Below are 17293 nucleotides of genomic sequence, written 5' to 3' on the forward strand. Positions count from 1 at the left end.
AAATACAGCAAAAGCTCGCTTTATGCTGGATTCCCGCTTTCGCGGGAATGATATAAATGAGCCATGCAACAAAATCTAAAATAATATAAAATTATACAGTGCAAAATTATTTTCAATTATTAGGACTTCCGCAAGATTATAATATTGATTTAAAGATATTAGAAAAGCAATATTTTGCTATGCAGGTAAAATATCATCCCGATAAAGCAAAAACTTTGCAGGAAAAGGAACAAAATCTAATTACTGCGGCTGAATTAAATAATGCTTACTCTACTCTTAAAGATGCCTTAAAGCGTGCTGAATATATGCTGCTTTTGCAAAATATAAATTTGAATGACGAAAAGACACGTAGTTTACTTTCGCTTCTAGAATTAAGCATATTCTGGGATGAAATGGAAATAATCGAAAATACAATCTTATTTAGTGATTTAGAAAAAATAAAAGACAAATATGAATTAATGAAAAAGCTTGAGATTGATTCTTTAAAACAAGCTTTTGAAGAACAAAATCTATCAGACGCAACTATAAAAACTAGCAAGCTTAAATATATTGGGACATTGCTGCATAAACTGCAAGAAAAAATAAAATCATGCAAATAATAGAAATTAGGGAACCGGAGCAAGCTGATTTTAAGCAAGAACGGCAAATAGCAGTCGGTATCGATTTTGGCACTACTAACTCATTAATAGCTATTGCAACTAATAGAAAAGTTAAAGTTATTAAATCTAGAGATGATAAAGAACTAATCCCAACTACTATAGATTTTACAAACGAAAATTTTATAATAGGTAATAATAAAGGGCTGCGTTCTATTAAAAGACTATTCGGTAAAACATTAAAAGAAATTCTGAATACTACGGCACTTTTTTCTCTAGTTAAAGATTATATCGACATAGATATAGTCAATTCAGTTGGATTTGGATACAAGGAGCCGAGGGTAGAGCATATAACTAATAGGAGAGCGACGAGTAACGAGGTACGTGAGTCCAAATCAATTGACTATAGTAGTGAGCTTAAGCTAAATTTTGCTAATCAGAAGATGCGAATTCCTGAGATTGCAGCAGAAGTTTTTATTTACCTAAAAAATCAAGCAGAAGAACAATTAAAGACTAATATAACTAAAGCAGTTATAACCGTACCTGCACATTTTAACGATGCAGCAAGAGGCGAAGTAATGCTTGCGGCTAAAATAGCAGGTTTTGAAGTATTAAGGCTAATTGCCGAACCTACTGCAGCTGCCTATGCTTACGGCTTAAACAAAAATCAAAAAGGCTGTTATTTAGTATATGACCTAGGCGGCGGCACTTTTGACGTATCTATTCTTAATATACAAGAAGGCATTTTTCAAGTTATAGCAACAAACGGCGATAATATGTTTGGTGGCGACGATATAGATGTAGTAATTACACAATATCTTTGCAATAAATTTGATTTACCTAATTCTATAGATACTTTACAACTTGCAAAAAAAGCAAAAGAAACTTTAACATATAAAGATAGTTTTAATAATGATAATATATCAATTAATAAGCAAACATTAGAGCAATTAATTTTGCCTTTAGTAGAACGTACTGTCAATATAGCTAAAGAATGTTTAGAACAAGCAGGAAATCCAAATATAGACGGCATTATTTTAGTAGGAGGTGCAACCCGCATTCCTTTAATAAAAGACGGATTATATAAAGCATTTAAAGTAGATATTCTATCAGATATTGATCCTGATAAAGCAGTTGTATGGGGGGCTGCATTACAAGCAGAAAATTTAATAGCACCCCATACAAATTCATTATTGATTGATGTAGTACCTTTATCGCTGGGTATGGAATTATATGGCGGTATAGTTGAAAAAATCATTATGCGTAATACTCCGATTCCTATTTCGGTAGTAAAAGAATTTACGACTTATGCCGATAATCAAACCGGTATACAATTTCATATATTGCAAGGCGAACGTGAAATGGCTGTAGATTGCCGTAGCTTGGCTCGATTTGAGTTAAAGGGACTTCCTCCTATGAAAGCAGGAAATATTAGAGCCGAAGTTACTTTTGCTATTGATGCAGACGGTATATTATCCGTTTCTGCTTATGAGAAAATCAGCAATACATCACATACTATAGAAGTAAAGCCAAATCACGGTATTGATAAAACGGAGATTGATATTATGTTAGAAAACGCTTATAAAAATGCTAAAATAGATTATACTACAAGATTATTACAAGAAGCAATAATTGAAGCAGAGGCTTTAATCTTTAGCATAGAACGTGCTATAGCAGAATTAACAGCTTTATTATCGGAAAGTGAGATATCTATAATTAATTCTTTATTAGATAATATAAAAGAAGCCGCACACGCTAGAGATCGGATCTTAATTAACAATTCTATTAAAGAATTTAAATCCAAAATAAAAAAATCTATGAATACAAAGCTTAATATAATAATTAATGATTTGCTAAAAGGCAAAAATATCAATCAAATTAAATAGCCTCAGTTATATATAATATATTATATATAATCGAACTAATTTAGATAAGGAAAAATAAGAAGAATGTCAGGAAAAATAAAAGTAACATTTATTGTAAATGATGGAGAAGAAAAAACTGTAGAAGCACCTATAGGGCTTTCCATTTTAGAAATTGCCCATAGTAACGATCTAGACCTTGAGGGAGCTTGTGAAGGATCGCTTGCTTGTGCTACTTGTCACGTTATTTTAGAAGAAGAATTTTACAACAAATTAAAAAAACCTACGGAAGCAGAGGAAGATATGCTTGACTTAGCCTTCGGTCTTACCGATACTTCTAGATTGGGATGCCAAATTATTTTAACCGAAGAATTAGACGGCATAAAAGTACGCCTTCCTTCTGCTACTCGTAATATAAAATTATAATGGATTAAAAAAGTGATACGTAAAATACTTCTTTTTGTGTTTTTAGCCTTTACTATAATATGGTTTGCAACTGCATATACTATAAAAATAACGTTGTAAGTTTAATTAAGAATTCTGAATCCGATAATCTTAAAATATCTTATAATGCAGTTAAGTTTTCAGGCTATCCTTTTAATTGGAAAATTACCGTAACGGATCCTAAAGTAAAATTAATTGATCATGTAAATTCTAAAGAATTTACTAGTGAAAATATTGTCCTAAATATAGCTTTTAGTACTAAAAGAGCCGCTCTTAATTTCGGTCCTTTTATTAGAGAAGTCGATAATTACGGCGATAAAACATTTACCTATGATGTACGCAGCGATTATGATATAAAAGGTATAGGAAAATTTAATAAACCTTTATATAAAATATCAAAAGATGATAATTTAAAAGAAATATTAAAATCAATTCAGTTAAATAATAAAGCATTATCGATATTTAAAGATAATCAAGAAATCTTTAAAATTAATGATTTAGCATTTCTTATTAAGAAAACAGAATTTAGCAACTGAGGAAAATATATCCTTATTTTTAAATATGAATTATTATTCAGAAAAAGATATTTTGAATTTTAAAAATGCTAATTTAGATATTGCTGCTTCTTTAAAATTTGCTGAAGACGGAGAAGATTCAGCTATTTTACAAAATTTTAATATAGAAAGATTTATTTTTACTTGTGATAATGATTCTAAAGTTAATTTAAACGGTGCTTTACAATTCTTTGCCAATAAATTACCGGAAGGAAAACTATATTTTGAGCTGGAAAATTATAATTCCATAGTTGATAAATTATTAACGAATAATATTATTTTTTCTAAGAAAATAATTAAAACAATTATTGCTAAAGCAATTAATAAAGCTTCCGACGAGCAATTAAATATAGATCAAAATGATGTAAATTCGGCTTACAACAATATAGAAAAAGCTAAGTTTGATATTGAGTTTTCAGATAAAGGAATAAATATCGGTTCTATTAATTTATTAGAACTAAAACTTGGTGAACATAAAGAAGACCAAAACACCGAAAATAATTCAAATTAGTTTTATGAATAATTTTAAACTAGCTACTATTATTAGCATATTTCTTATTTGTAGTAATATTTATGCTGCTCCAAAAGTCATTAAAATCGGTACCGGCTCTATTTTAAAAGGATATTATGCTATTGGACTTGATTTATGCAAGACTATTACAAATGATGATAAAAATAATGAACATATTAAATGTGAAGTTGTTGCAACAAACGGCAGTATAGAAAATTTAAAATTATTACAACAAGGCAAAATTGATTTAGCTCTAGTGCAAGCTAATATTGCAGTAGAAGCATATGAGGGCATAGGTTATTATCACGATCAAGAAAAAATGCAAAATTTACGTCAGGTACTTAATCTACATGATGAGTTTTTTACGGTTATTGTAAAAGATGAGGATAAAATAAAAGTTTTTGCTGATATTGACGGAAAAAAAATAACTAACGGTCCGGCATTTTCCAGTAGTAATATTACTTATGATGCCATACGTTCTTTATATAAATTTTCTAAAGAACCTGAAGAGCTACACATTAATTATGAAGATTCTATTGACAAATTCTGTAATAAGGAAATAGATGCCATAATAATGATGGTTGGACACTCTAACCCCTTAGTAAATTTAATAGCTAATAAGTGTGAAGTTGATTTCGTTTCAATTGAAAATGACAAAATAGCAGAATTAATAAAACAAAATAGAGCGTTTCATAAAGCTATACTTCACAAGGGCTTATATCCAGAGATTACCGATGATCAAACTACAGTAAAAGTATCCGCAATCCTAGTAACTAGAGATGAGGCGAATCGTGATATTTTAGATAAATTTATCGGAGCTTTTCATAGAAACGTAGCAAATTTTAAACTTTCTAATTACTTATTAAATAACCTCGATATTAACTATTTTGCCGATACTAAAAATTTTGTTCTACCAAAACATGATTCAGTAAGAAATAAAAACTAACAATATCTTATGTCTGAAAATACTATATTTAAAAATATACTTATACCTATAGATTTAAATGATAAAAAATCTATAAAAGGTATTCTTTCTAAGGCTTTAATGCTTGCAACGAACTTTCAAGCAAAATTACATTTTATGTATGTAATTCCTGAATTCGGTACGAAAATGTTTGAAGATTATTTACCTAAAAATTGGAAAACGGAGAAAAAAGAAAAGTATCAGACTCAAATTAAAGAGCTTATCAAACAATATATTCCTGATGAAATTGAAACAGATTATTATATAGGTAACGGTGCCGTTTATGATGAAATAATTAAGCACTCTAATGAAATTAAAGCCGATTTAATAATAATCTCTGCAGTCAGACTACAATTAAAAGATTATATGCTTGGACCTAATGCTTCTAAAATCGTCCGTCATTCAGATATATCAGTTTTAGTAGTAAGAGACGAGTAATAAGTATTATTTATAAATCTTGAGAGTGCATTGCTAGCGTGGGTATCTAATCGTCATTGCGAGCAGGCATTGCCTGCGTGGATCTGAAAACACACTCGGTGTCATCTAGTAGCTTGTCCACGGTATCCAGAAAAACAACAGAACCCGCCGTATTACCACGTGGCTTGAACTATAGTACTAGACAATTTTTATTCAATGTCATTCCCGCGTAGGCGGGAATCCAGTACTTTAAAGCTTTTTTGAAAGCTTTATCTTGAAAAAACTATATAATAAAAAATACTAGTATTTTTACTGGCTCCCGCTACAAGCTCGCAGGATGACATTAAAGGTTACTAGATTGCTTCATCAAAACTTACAGTTTTCTCTCACAATGACGATTTTGACTGTTATAATTTCACTTTCAATTTTACAAAGCCTTGATGGCTTTGGTATTGCTTCTGTAAGTGGCAGTTATACTCTAAAGTCACGCTTATATTACCTTTTTCAGTTAAAACGCTAGCACCGATATTATAGCCGACTTTAGGTTGCTTCGGTAATGCGATAGTTTCATTAACTTCTCTATCTTTCCATTTTACTTTAGCATTAAGCTTTTTACTCTTATTGTTAAAGTAATTTTCTACAGAAGCTTGAAGTGCAGGCGTAATACTTAAAGCCTTCAGCTATCTTTTGTGGGGCTAAAGCTACCTTAGTGCCTAAAATACCGCTCCATAAATGCTGCTTTTTAGAAGCAATACTCAAATGCTGAATACCTACATCGCTTTCTTGATAAGAACCGTCTTTAGAGTGACCGTATCTTATACCAAGATTTGGAATAAGAGTAATACCGCCATTCATAAGATGATTATAACTTAATAAGGTTTCAAAGTTATAATTATTATTCTTATATTTACCGATTGCAATAGTACCTAAACGATTGATTTTACTCTTTACTATATTATGATTGTAAGCAAACATAGCTTGAATCATAAAGTTTTTCGGTAACTCTTTTTGACCATATAGAGCTAATATATGGCTATCAACGGTAGTATTTGACCTGCTACCGCTAGATTTAAACTTTGAATCTAGTTTAGTATAAGCAATACCGACTAAATCTTTAAAGTTGTCAGAACCGACGTCAAAACCTATAGTACCGCCTGAAGCATGACCTCTATAACCGCTAGTCCCTTCTTATTAGTACCGATAGTACCTGCAATCCAAAGACCTTTATCTAACACTTTCTCATCTTCATCACCCGCAGCACTAGGGAACATTCTATGCGATATAATATTGCGGCTCATTTGAGTGATAATACCATGAATCGGATTATATATTTCTCCAATCATTTCTTCGTCTTGTTTTACTGCATTTTGCATTTCTGCAACTTCAGCAGCTTCAACTCTTACGGCTTCAGCAATTCTTGCTTCTTCTGCCTCCTTTACTTCTTCTTGTGCAGCTAGTTCTACTTTTTCTTGCTCTTCTTCTGATTCAGTCGTATCTTCAAACCTCGATTCACCGGTAGTAGGTGTTAAATCAGCAACAGCAAAAATAACAGGACGTTCAACAACTTCGCCGCCTTCTTCTCTTGGCTCTTCTACTACCGGAGCTTCCATTTCTACATCGTCTCCTTCAACAGCTACTGCTTCAGCATCCACAACCACAGGAGCAGGTACTACCGGTGCCGGTGCTACCGGAGCAGCTATTAGCTCTTCTTCCTCCTCTTCACGATCTGCCGGTAAAACTAACGGGGCAACGGGAGCTACGGGAGCAGCAGCAGGAGCTACTACAACTACTCCGCCATAATTTACGTCTCCGTTTGCTACTGCTTGTGCTGCTGCTGACTCAGGAAGTCTTGTAGCAACTTCTTCTTCATTTACAGCTGCCGCTTCTATAATTGCTGCTAACCTAGGATTATTCGTTTTAAGTTGCTGCATTAATCCTGCATCTTGATTCATTCTAACACATAGATTTCTTGTTTCTTGATCTATACCGCTTTCTACTTCTCTTTTAGGACCTATGAACTCAATATTGGTTCCTTCTTTTATAGCTTGAGCTAATTGATTTATATCACCATCAAGTGCATCTGCATTTTTAGTTGTATATTTCTCAAAAACTTCCTCTACAATTAATGCTTTTAGTTTTTCTTTTCCTTTAGTTTTTATTGCTAATTCTTTTTTAAACTCAGTATCAGCTGCAGCTGCTATAACTTGAACGGCAGTTTCATATTTTATCCCTATTTCAGAAGTAGGAGCAATATAAACCACTTCACCTGCATCTGCATCGGGTTTTTTAGGAAAAAGATTTTCGATAGGCTTAAAATATTCATCTTTCTAACTAGACCATCCATACCAAGCCCATTATATCCTACCACTCTCACAGGCGGTGGCGGTGGCGGCGGTGGTGGTCCACCTGCTACCACTATTATCGGTGCAGCAACAGGGATACTAGCAGCTTTCGCTGTTTTTACTCCTTTTAATACTGCTTCTATTTTCGCATCACTTATTACGTTAAGAAATTTTACAATTTGCTCTTTTGAGAAATCTTTAGTACCGGGTGTTAAAGCTTTCATTTTTGCATTGAAATTATTCTGTACGGCATCTGTTATATTTTTCTCTGTAATGTTTTTAGAAGCTTTAGATAAATCAGCTGCATTATCGGCTAAAACTTTTTTTAGTAATTTAGCTTTAGTATCAACTCCTATTTCATAAATTTTTGATAATGTTGCCGAGGCAGCTTTATTTTGTAAAGATGTTAAATCCGCTTTATCTAATTTACCTTTTCCATTACCTAAACTATCATCCAACGTTAAATTAACAATATTGTTATTAATCCAATTATTTACTTGAATATTTACTTCGTTTGCTTTAGGAGTAAGGGCTATATTATCGCGTACATCTCCTTTATTAAGAGCAATATCTAGTACATTGGATAATTTTAAACTATTAAAATTATCAACAATTCTCTCTATTTCATTATTTAAAGAATTTGCTCCTAAAACAGCCTCATTTTTAGCAATATAATCTATTCTTGATATAATTGTTTTCTGACCTTACAACTCATCTTTTATTTTTATTTCATTACTTCTTGCCGTAATATGATTTTGTAAGTCCAGCGGTAATTTACCAAAAGTATAATTTAAACGGTTTATTGCATTATGCTCTTCTTCGTTGAACAACTCTTCAAAAAATGTACCGTTTGCTATTTTATTATTTAAAGTTAAAGCTTGCCTTGAAGTTTGCTTTATTAAATCATCATCTTTTAGTCTATCCCAAATATCCTTAGCTTTTATAATTAATTGTGCTTTGTCAGGATTTGCTTCTGAAAATAATGCTAAAGACTCATGTGGAGCTTTTCTTTCTTCTAAAGTTAATAGAGTTCTTATTGTAATTCCTAAATCATTTTCTGCTCCTAATGTTCTTACTTCTAGCTTTTCAGGATTTTTTGTATTTTTAACTAAATACATCTCATTATGAAATGTGCCTTCATCAGTATTTGGAGCTACAAGAACTTCTTCAACTGCTCCGCCTATAACCGGTGCAGGTCCTCTTACTACTACAACTGCATCTTCTTTCGCTTTTAGATCATGACCTGCTAATTTTAATTCAGGACTAAGATCAGCTATCGCATCCAAATTATTTAAATTTCTAACCGGTCTACCACCTGCTCCCCGAAACGGTGGCATTGTATTATTAAGCCCTACTAAACGCTCATTATCTGTTTTTATTTCACCTACGGTTTTTGTTAGGACAAGTGCTAAATCACTCATTGTTAAAGCATCGAAATTATCTATCAATGCTTGCATTTTCTTACCGTCTAAATCCTTAGTTATTAAACCGGCATCTTTTAAAATCTTGTTATAATTCTTTAAACCGGCTTCATCAAGTAACTTACCCTCTTCATTAACTATCTTAATTTTACCGTTATCGATATATGACGTTTTTAATTCAGCCATTTTCTCTAAATAAGTAACTAATCTTGCAGGATCGGCTAGTTTTATTATAGACTGTCTTGTAGCAATATTAGACTTGTTAGCTTCAAGTTCAACTAAGTTTTGAGTAACATAATTTTCAAATTGATTTAATAATTTACGCTTTGTTTCCGGAGTCGCTACACTTTTAAACTTTTTTAATAAATCACTTTGCCCCGGTTTATAATAATCAACATAAGTATCCTTACCTCTTACAGTAGGGTCAGTAATATTACCTCCAAAAAATACATATTCAAAAGCTTCTTTTGTTAAAGGGGCTTCAACATAATTATTTACAACTTTTAAATTATCATTAGCATCTACACCGCCCGCCATAGCTATATATTTTAACTGTTCCAAAGGTGTATTTAAATTTTCTATGTTATTAAAATGTATAGCCTTTTTAATTTTATCGTTAACGCTTACGGCATTTGCCCCTTCAGCTTTAGCAAGAATTTCTAATACTTGAAGCCTATTTTCTAGAGCCATCTCTTGCTCGTTACGCCCTGTTTCTACTGCTGTATTACCTGTTAAATCAACAACTTCAACACCGGCTGCACGTGCTTCTCTTCTTTCTCTAGCACCGTTAAGTACAGGAGCAGCTGCTTGAAGTTTATTGACTTCTATTATTTCGTTATTGAATAATCTTCTTTCCCCTGGCATAAGATCATCAAAAAGATCGCCGAAATCTTCACGAGCTTGAATCCCTCTTATAATATTAAGCTTTTGTGCAGGGACTAATGCTTCATACTCAGGAGTATGATTCAATATATCATAGATCTCTATATCTGCTCTTGCTTCTCGGACCATAGCAGTCATGATTGCCGCGTTAGCACAGCTAAGTAAGAATAATTTTGTAAGTTTAGAATTTATATTTTTTGTCATAATATCTAATTCCCCTTTAATAAATATTAACAATTACTTAAAATATTAATGTTTAATTTGTTATTAAAGATAATAATACATGAAAAAAATATTATGTCAAGAAATTTATATTGATGGGTTATAAGGTAGGATAGTAGCGTAGATTTTATATGATAATTTAATATTTATAGCAATCGTAATGTTTAATTTTTGTTAACGATTAGTTAATTTATTAATGCCTTGTGGTGCATTATATGATATTACTTCTATACATGCAAGCTATATTATTAAAATTTTCATTATTTTTAAAATGCTTTATAATGATTGTTACACAATGCCATTCCTAGCTAGAATAACACAAAAACTACACAACAAATTACTAGGTACATAAATTGTCTCTCAAAACCAAATTACTTTTTATTACAATTAGCGGCATTATAATATTATATTTTGCTATTTCTCCTGCTCCATTGCTTAAAGACATAAGCTTCTCACAAAGAGTATTTGACCGAAGCGGCGAGTTAATGCGTATTTCGCTTTCTAAAGACGATAAATATAGGATATTCACACCTATAAGTGAAATACCGGCAAGTTTTATAGAAGCAGTATTGTTATATGAAGATAGACATTTTTACAAACATTTCGGCATTAACCCCGTTTCTTTAGCCAAAGCTTTTTATTCTACTTATTTACAGAATAATCGTAAAATAGGCGGCTCTACTATAACAATGCAAGTAGCACGTTTAAGATACGGAATAAGCTCTTCTACTATTCTTGGTAAAATCCATCAAATCATTAAAGCTATTCATGTAGAGCTACATTATTCAAAAAATGAAATCCTAGAAGCTTATCTAAACCTAGTGCCTTACGGTAGTAATATTGAAGGGATAACAGCAGGCAGTTATATTTACTTCAATCGTGACCTAAAAGATTTAAATTTGCTCGATATTCTAAGCCTTGCAGTAATCCCACAAAATCCTCTTAAAAGAGGCGGGAATGATATTAATATTTTTAAAACACGTAAATATCTATTTACCGAGTGGCTAACGACTCACCCACAAGATATTATTTATAATAAGTTAATTAGTTTGCCGATTAAATTTAATCAAAATAAAAATCTTCCTTTTATTGCACCGCATTTCACTTTAGATATCCTGGCAAATAATGATAGTCCTATTATACGTACTACTATAGATAAGAATCTGCAAACTACTATAGAAAAGCAAGTCCGGCTATATATTAATAACCTGAAAAAATACGGCATTAATAATGCTTCCGTAATTCTTATTGATTTTACTACTATGGAAGTGCTTGCAAGCGTTGGTTCAGGTGATTTTTTTAATAACGATATTTGCGGACAGATTAACGGCACTAAAAACCATCGATCTCCAGGCTCAGCTTTAAAACCGTTTGTCTATGCACTTAGTTTTGATCAATCGCTAATACATCCGTTAACTTTACTAAAGGATACGCCTACTTACTACGATCATTATAAACCTGAAAATTTTGATAGCAGATTTACAGGAGGATTAAGTGCTAGAGAATCGTTAATAAAGAGCCGTAACGTACCTGTAATATTTCTGGCGTCTAAGTTAAAAAACCCGAATTTTTATGAGTTCTTACAACAAGCAAAAATTAGCGGCTTACGAAAACCTGAAAATTACGGCTTATCTATAGTACTCGGCACAGCAGAAATTACTCTTGAAGAGTTAACTACTCTTTATGCTATGCTTGCTAATTTCGGTACTTATAAACCGCTTAGGAAAGTATTGGATTCTACTATGTCACTCCCACTTTCCTCTATGTCATTCCTGCGAAAGCAGGAATCCATAAAAAATAACCTAAATGTTAGAACAAAAATTTCATATGATTTACTGGATTCCCGCTTTCGCGGGAATGACATAGGAGAGGACAGGTATGACGCAGGAAAGGACAAGGATGACACGGACACCATACTATTATCCCCCGAGGCAAGTTACTTAACACTTGATATTATAAAAGATACGACTCGTCCTATTACCTATAACAATACAAAGTATAACTTACCGATTTATTGGAAAACAGGTACTTCTAGCTCATTTAGAGACGCACTTAGCGTAGGCATATTCGGAAAATACGTACTTGCCGTTTGGGTTGGAGATTTCAAAGGGCAAACTCACGGAACATTTACAGGTAATATTTCTGCGGCCCCTTTATTCTTTAATGTTATAGAATCAATAGCCCAGCCAAATAAAGATGAGTATTTAATCCTTTCAAAAATTAATGAACTAAATATTACTAAAGTAAAAGTTTGTGCAGATACGGGAGATATCGATAACGATATGTGTCCGGTTAAAGCAGAAGCCTTATTCATTAAAGGCAAATCACCGATAAAACAATCCGGTATTTATAGAAAAATGTTGATAGATTTAAAAACCGGTATGCCTGCTTGCAACTTTATTAAAGGACAAACAGAATATAAAACAGTAAATTTATGGCCGACGGATATGCTTTCGGTTTACCAAAAAGCAGGAATACATATATTACCGAAACCGATACCCACAAACCATTGCAATAGGTTGATAAATTGGCATCATCAGAAACCTAAAATTATATACCCGTTAAGAAATTCCATACATTCAATTAAAGATAGTGATAATATTACTTTTAGTGCGATTAGCGATAATAAAACCAATAACGTTTTTTGGTTTGTAGATAATGAATTAATAGCAACCGCAAAATCAAACGAACCTGTAATATGGAAAGCAAAAACCGGTGAATTTATTATTAGAGCTATCAGTGATAGCGGCGAAAACGACAGTATAAAAATTTATATTAAAGAATAAATTAGTGGTTATATATGAAATCTAAAATTCCCACAGAACTTGATATTAAATCTTTAACAGAAGAAGAAACTGCTCTTGATTCTTTAAAAGAAAATATTCTAAATGGATTGACTGAAGTTAATTATTCACTAATACAAGCAGGAAAAACATCAGAAGCTACAGTAGTAATAGGATTACCTTATAGCGGAAAAAGCACATTTTTAAATGCTCTTGAAAACAACCTCAAGATTATCGAAAACGGTGAAGAATTTACATTTGATAAATTATTTGATTTTGAAACAACGCCGGAAATTAAGCATAAATATGAACCAGCTATATATTAGCCCAAAAAATTTGAAATTGCAGAAAAAATATTTTGGGAATGCTCTAACGGAGTACCCAATCCAGTTCAAGAGTTAATCAATGTATTTTTCATTAAAAAGCTAGTTCAAATAACCGGTAAATTAAAATTTATCATAGTAGCAAAAGAAGAGACCGTAAAATCCCCTAGTATCTTTAATAGGATTATAGAAGACTTTAAAAATATTTTTCCTATAGAAGAACACAAAAAATTAAAAGGGAATTTTACATGCGTAATAACCCAACATAATGAAAATAATCATGAAAACATTATATCAATGTTACAAAATAGCATTGCTAGTAACAAAGATATATTAGAATCCTCTGATATAAAATTTTTCTATAAACCTACTTCTCAAGATGAAGAAATAAATCTCACCCTAGAACTAAAAGATCTAGAAAAGATAGCAGGAGTACAAAATTTAGAGATAAAGAATCTAAGTTCATTTCTAAAGGAACAAGACAGTCTTATAGAAAATTTATATATACAAATACAGATAAATGTAGAATATATAATTAATACTATCCAATCAATTTTCAGAGATTTTAATATATCTACATCTCTTAACTGTGTAAAATTTTCAGATAATAATAACTATGATGAGTATGTTAAACCATATTTACCAAGTTCTTCAATACAATATCCAGCTATAAAAAAAACTCTTTCTTATTTTGAAGGATTAACACAATTATCGGAACTTCAAACTATTATATCAAACAAACAAGATAATAACCTTATAGAGGCAATATTTCAAATTTTAGAGTCTATTGAGAAGTTCACGGATAATAAGCAGGTTATTCAAGCCTACCGATATGTATTAAACCTACAAATTAAAGAATTATCATTATTTGAAGAAATGTTACCTGCAACATGGTCTAGGTCCAATGATTGCTATAATTCCTTAATTAAAATATGTGATATGCTATTTAACTTAGGACGTGAAGATTCAGCTATCATATTTTATAGAAAGAATAATAAATTAGACTCTATATTAGAATGTTATACCAGTCTTATAGATAAGGCTGAAAAGCCTATAAAAAAATATGATTTATATATGGACCAAGGAAACGAACTTCGCTTTCAAAAACAACAGGAAGCAGATGCTGCAGAATCATATTTTAAAGCAGCCGGCGTTGTACATGTTCCTCAAAAACAACAAAATTCAGTACTTACGGCATACAATACTTTCTTAGGAAACCCCAATAATAATGCAATTCAACAACTGGATATTTCAGAGCAACAACAAAGAAAGGAGTATTTTAAAGATATAATCGGCGATATTATTGATCCGTGACCGTTCACTAGTGTTAAGCGGCTTATTATTCCTCTTTGTCATCCTGTGGTCAAGCGGGCCTTGTTGCATGGTTCTTATGTCATTCTTAGCTAAAAGCAGGAATCCAAAAAAAGTATAAATACAGAAAATTTTTGAAATTAAAAGCTCGATTTATCTCGCTTTATGCTGGATTCCTGCTCCGCAGGAATGACACCGAGTACTTTTCTTGAGCCATGCAACAACGCTGGTCAAACGAACTGGTGCTGTCTCACTAAGTGTGTAAATTTCTAGGATAGGTTATATTAACAATAATATAATTTATCAGGAATAACATGAGTAACAGTAACCAAGAGAAGATAAAACAAGCAGTAGATTTGCTAATAGATAAAGATACTGATTTAACGAGTTTTTTTGCCAAAGACGGGATATTAAAGCAGTTAACTAAAAATATATTTGAAAGAGCCTTAAAAGCTGAGATGGATGAGCATCTTGTCTATAACAAATATGGCAAGATAGAGACTGACAATAGTAGAAATGGTGTATGCAAAAAAAGCCTAATTACTGAAGGTGGAGTATTGGAACTTGAAGTACCACGTGATAGAAATGCTGAATTTTCTCCTGTACTAGTGCCAAAGCGTCAGACTAGGATTGATGGATTAGATCAGAAGATATTATCCTTATATGCTAAAGGGATGAGCCTCTCTGACATTAAGATTCAGATTCATGAGCTATATGGTGCAGAGAACAGTGAAAGCCTTATTAGTCGGGTTACCGATAATGTTATGGATGAGGTCAGGAGTTGGCAGAATAGGCCTCTGGAAGCCATATATGCTATAGTATATTTTGATGCACTTATAGTTAAAGTACGTCAAGATAAGAGAATTATCAATAAGGCAGTATATGTAGCTTTAGGTGTAGATTTAACCGGAAGGAAAGATATTTTAGGCTTGTGTATTAGCGAGAATGAGGGAGCTAAATTTTGGTTAAATAATTTTACTGAAATGAAAGACAGGGGATTAAAAGATATCTTAATTGCTTGTAGCGATAATCTAACGGGCATGAGTGAGGCGATATCTGCAGTATATCCACAAACTGAGCATCAGCTGTGCATTGTACATCAAATCAGAAATAGTTTGTCATATGTAAGCTATAAAGACCGTAAAGAACTTGCAGCAGATTTGAAGCTAGTATACAGCTCTATCACTGAGGATGAAGCACTTACTGCCTTATCTGATTTTGATATGAAATGGGGCAAACAGTACCCACATATTGCAAAATCATGGCAAAATAATTGGCAGAATTTGATAATTTTTTTACAATACCCAGAAGTGATTAGGCGTATCATTTATACAACCAATGCAATCGAAGGTTTAAATAGTCAATTACGCAAGGTTACTAATAACAAAAGGGGTTTTCCTAACGACGACTCTGTATTTAAGACTTTGTACTTGACAATTGACTATATTACGCGAAAATGGAATATGCCTATCCAAAATTGGGGAGAGGACATGGCTCACTTTTTGATAAAATTTGATGGGCGAATTTAATGCCTATTTTAGAATTTACACACTTATATATCCAGAGCCTTTATAAATTTTTTGATAAACGGAAATGTTATATCAAAATTTATTTTTTGGAATCTGATTACTATATAACTAAGTCCTTGAAAAACAGTTTTATGTATTTGTTCACTTTCTTTTTTTTCAAGAAAATACCGGCAAACCTCTAACGCTTCATCATAATCTAAAGAATTTTGACAAAAGCTTAAAATAAACTCTTTTTTTTCTTCTTCATTATTTAAGTAAAGCAGTAATGTTTTATCTGTATATCTCTTTAAAGTTTTTCCAGTAAAAAAAATCAATTCCATTTTTAAAAAATTCCAAATAAATCTTTCTTCTTAATCTTATTACATGGTAAGTAATCTGCTCTAAGGTATCTTTAGTTTCATATAATATTCTCTCATTTTTACTATTTAAGTTGTTAAATAAAATAGGTAATATTAATTTTTCTTTAATATTGCTAAACCTATAAGCTAAGATTCCTAAAGCTTGAAGTGCTGCAGCTTGTATTAATTCTTCAGGATTATTTAAATTTTTAATAATACAATCCATTGCTTCATCATAATTTTCATAATGCCCTATATTTATTATATAATAGAAAGATTTTTCCCATTCTGGAAGATTAATCACATCAGGTTGTTTTTAAAACTCTTCTTCGTTAACTATCATAACTAATGTCCTTATTTTATATTTTACCATTATATTTTAATAACCATTCTTTATGTTTTTCAGGTAATCTAGCTTGAATCAATTTTTCAAAACTTTTTATTGTTTCTAAGTTAGTAGGTACTTCCGTTTCTTTTACTTTTATCATTATTAGTATTTTAAGTTATTTTTCTGGATACCGTGAAGGGATAACGATATGACACGAATGCGTTTTTCTACACATTATTAGTGTATCAGGTTCTACCTGTTATCACAAAATAGGACTATAATTTTATTTAGAAAATGGTGCCAATGTGGGGATTTGAACCCCAGACCTACGCATTACGAATGCGCCGCTCTACCAGCTGAGCTACATCGGCAAGGCTGAGATATGTCATTCCTGCGAAAGCAGGAATCTAAGTAAGCATATAAGAAACTATGTAATTTTTATCCAATTATTAAGGTTGTTTTACTG

General features: G+C 31.8%; 16 protein-coding genes, 1 tRNA gene and 3 pseudogenes. 12 read left to right on the forward strand and 8 right to left on the reverse strand.

The window, feature by feature from the left end; all coding sequences use genetic code 11:
* Positions 1–98: 98 nt before the first annotated feature.
* The 7 genes and pseudogenes from hscB to AC5587_RS06395 all read left to right on the forward strand — a co-directional run bounded on the left by hscB (position 99) and on the right by AC5587_RS06395 (position 5581).
* Positions 99–599 carry a Fe-S protein assembly co-chaperone HscB gene (gene hscB, locus AC5587_RS06365; RefSeq protein ID WP_499162193.1) on the forward strand — a complete coding sequence of 167 codons (501 nt, stop codon included), beginning with the start codon at positions 99–101 and terminating at the stop codon, positions 597–599.
* Positions 590–2482 carry a Fe-S protein assembly chaperone HscA gene (gene hscA, locus AC5587_RS06370; RefSeq protein ID WP_499162194.1) on the forward strand — a complete coding sequence of 631 codons (1893 nt, stop codon included), beginning with the start codon at positions 590–592 and terminating at the stop codon, positions 2480–2482. Before hscB ends, hscA begins: the two co-directional genes overlap by 10 nt.
* 63 nt (positions 2483–2545) lie before the next feature.
* Positions 2546–2884, forward strand: coding sequence for a ferredoxin family 2Fe-2S iron-sulfur cluster binding protein (locus AC5587_RS06375; protein WP_499162195.1), 339 nt, complete (start codon positions 2546–2548; stop codon positions 2882–2884).
* 12 nt (positions 2885–2896) lie between these two features.
* Positions 2897–3967, forward strand: a pseudogene (locus AC5587_RS06380) (RP198 family tick cell line-upregulated protein).
* A gap of 4 nt (positions 3968–3971) precedes the next feature.
* A complete protein-coding gene (locus AC5587_RS06385; protein ID WP_499162196.1) occupies positions 3972–4913 on the forward strand; it encodes a TAXI family TRAP transporter solute-binding subunit in 942 nt (313 codons plus the stop codon).
* A gap of 9 nt (positions 4914–4922) precedes the next feature.
* Positions 4923–5369, forward strand: a complete 447-nt coding sequence (locus AC5587_RS06390; RefSeq protein ID WP_011271379.1) for a universal stress protein — start codon at positions 4923–4925, stop codon at positions 5367–5369.
* A 77-nt stretch (positions 5370–5446) separates the two neighbouring features.
* Positions 5447–5581: a hypothetical protein gene (locus tag AC5587_RS06395; protein ID WP_499162197.1), complete on the forward strand. Its 135-nt coding sequence runs from the start codon at positions 5447–5449 to the stop codon at positions 5579–5581.
* 391 nt (positions 5582–5972) lie between these two features.
* Here the strand turns inward: AC5587_RS06395 and AC5587_RS06400 are convergent, their stop codons facing one another.
* The 4 genes and pseudogenes from AC5587_RS06400 to AC5587_RS06415 form a co-directional block, all read right to left on the reverse strand.
* Complete coding sequence (locus tag AC5587_RS06400) at positions 5973–6494, reverse strand: autotransporter outer membrane beta-barrel domain-containing protein (RefSeq protein WP_499163011.1); 522 nt, start codon at positions 6492–6494, stop codon at positions 5973–5975.
* Positions 6491–7609: a hypothetical protein gene (locus tag AC5587_RS06405; RefSeq protein WP_499162198.1), complete on the reverse strand. Its 1119-nt coding sequence runs from the start codon at positions 7607–7609 to the stop codon at positions 6491–6493. Before AC5587_RS06405 ends, AC5587_RS06400 begins: the two co-directional genes overlap by 4 nt.
* A complete protein-coding gene (locus AC5587_RS06410; RefSeq protein ID WP_499162199.1) occupies positions 7579–8148 on the reverse strand; it encodes a hypothetical protein in 570 nt (189 codons plus the stop codon). Before AC5587_RS06410 ends, AC5587_RS06405 begins: the two co-directional genes overlap by 31 nt.
* A 1551-nt stretch (positions 8149–9699) precedes the next feature.
* Positions 9700–10122 (reverse strand): annotated as a pseudogene (locus AC5587_RS06415) (cell surface protein); the annotation flags it as partial.
* A 446-nt stretch (positions 10123–10568) separates the two neighbouring features.
* On the opposite strand from AC5587_RS06415, the gene pbpC reads away from it, so the two are divergent.
* From pbpC to AC5587_RS06440, 5 genes and pseudogenes are all read left to right on the forward strand, one after another.
* Positions 10569–13001, forward strand: coding sequence for a penicillin-binding protein 1C (pbpC, locus tag AC5587_RS06420; protein WP_499162200.1), 2433 nt, complete (start codon positions 10569–10571; stop codon positions 12999–13001).
* A gap of 14 nt (positions 13002–13015) precedes the next feature.
* Positions 13016–13324: a hypothetical protein gene (locus AC5587_RS06425; RefSeq protein ID WP_410527752.1), complete on the forward strand. Its 309-nt coding sequence runs from the start codon at positions 13016–13018 to the stop codon at positions 13322–13324.
* Positions 13325–13351: 27 nt separating this feature from the next.
* Positions 13352–13658: pseudogene (locus AC5587_RS06430) on the forward strand (hypothetical protein).
* Between the two features lie 539 nt (positions 13659–14197).
* Complete coding sequence (locus AC5587_RS06435; protein WP_499162201.1) at positions 14198–14635, forward strand: hypothetical protein; 438 nt, start codon at positions 14198–14200, stop codon at positions 14633–14635.
* A gap of 311 nt (positions 14636–14946) precedes the next feature.
* Positions 14947–16161, forward strand: coding sequence for an IS256 family transposase (locus AC5587_RS06440; RefSeq protein WP_499162202.1), 1215 nt, complete (start codon positions 14947–14949; stop codon positions 16159–16161).
* Positions 16162–16184: 23 nt separating this feature from the next.
* Here the strand turns inward: AC5587_RS06440 and AC5587_RS06445 are convergent, their stop codons facing one another.
* The 4 genes from AC5587_RS06445 to AC5587_RS06460 all read right to left on the reverse strand — a co-directional run bounded on the left by AC5587_RS06445 (position 16185) and on the right by AC5587_RS06460 (position 17198).
* Entirely contained in the window at positions 16185–16481 is a 297-nt protein-coding gene (locus AC5587_RS06445) for a hypothetical protein (RefSeq protein WP_499162203.1), read from the reverse strand.
* On the reverse strand, positions 16432–16803 hold the full coding sequence (locus AC5587_RS06450) for a hypothetical protein (protein ID WP_499162204.1): 372 nt from the start codon (positions 16801–16803) through the stop codon (positions 16432–16434). The genes AC5587_RS06445 and AC5587_RS06450 overlap by 50 nt, the downstream gene beginning before the upstream one ends.
* 55 nt (positions 16804–16858) lie before the next feature.
* On the reverse strand, positions 16859–16987 hold the full coding sequence (locus AC5587_RS06455; RefSeq protein ID WP_499162205.1) for a hypothetical protein: 129 nt from the start codon (positions 16985–16987) through the stop codon (positions 16859–16861).
* A 135-nt stretch (positions 16988–17122) separates the two neighbouring features.
* Positions 17123–17198: transfer RNA gene (locus AC5587_RS06460), tRNA-Thr, on the reverse strand.
* Positions 17199–17293 lie beyond the last annotated feature (95 nt).

The sequence above is a fragment of the Rickettsia endosymbiont of Hedychridium roseum genome (genome assembly GCF_964028255.1).
Taxonomy (GTDB): domain Bacteria; phylum Pseudomonadota; class Alphaproteobacteria; order Rickettsiales; family Rickettsiaceae; genus Rickettsia; species Rickettsia asembonensis.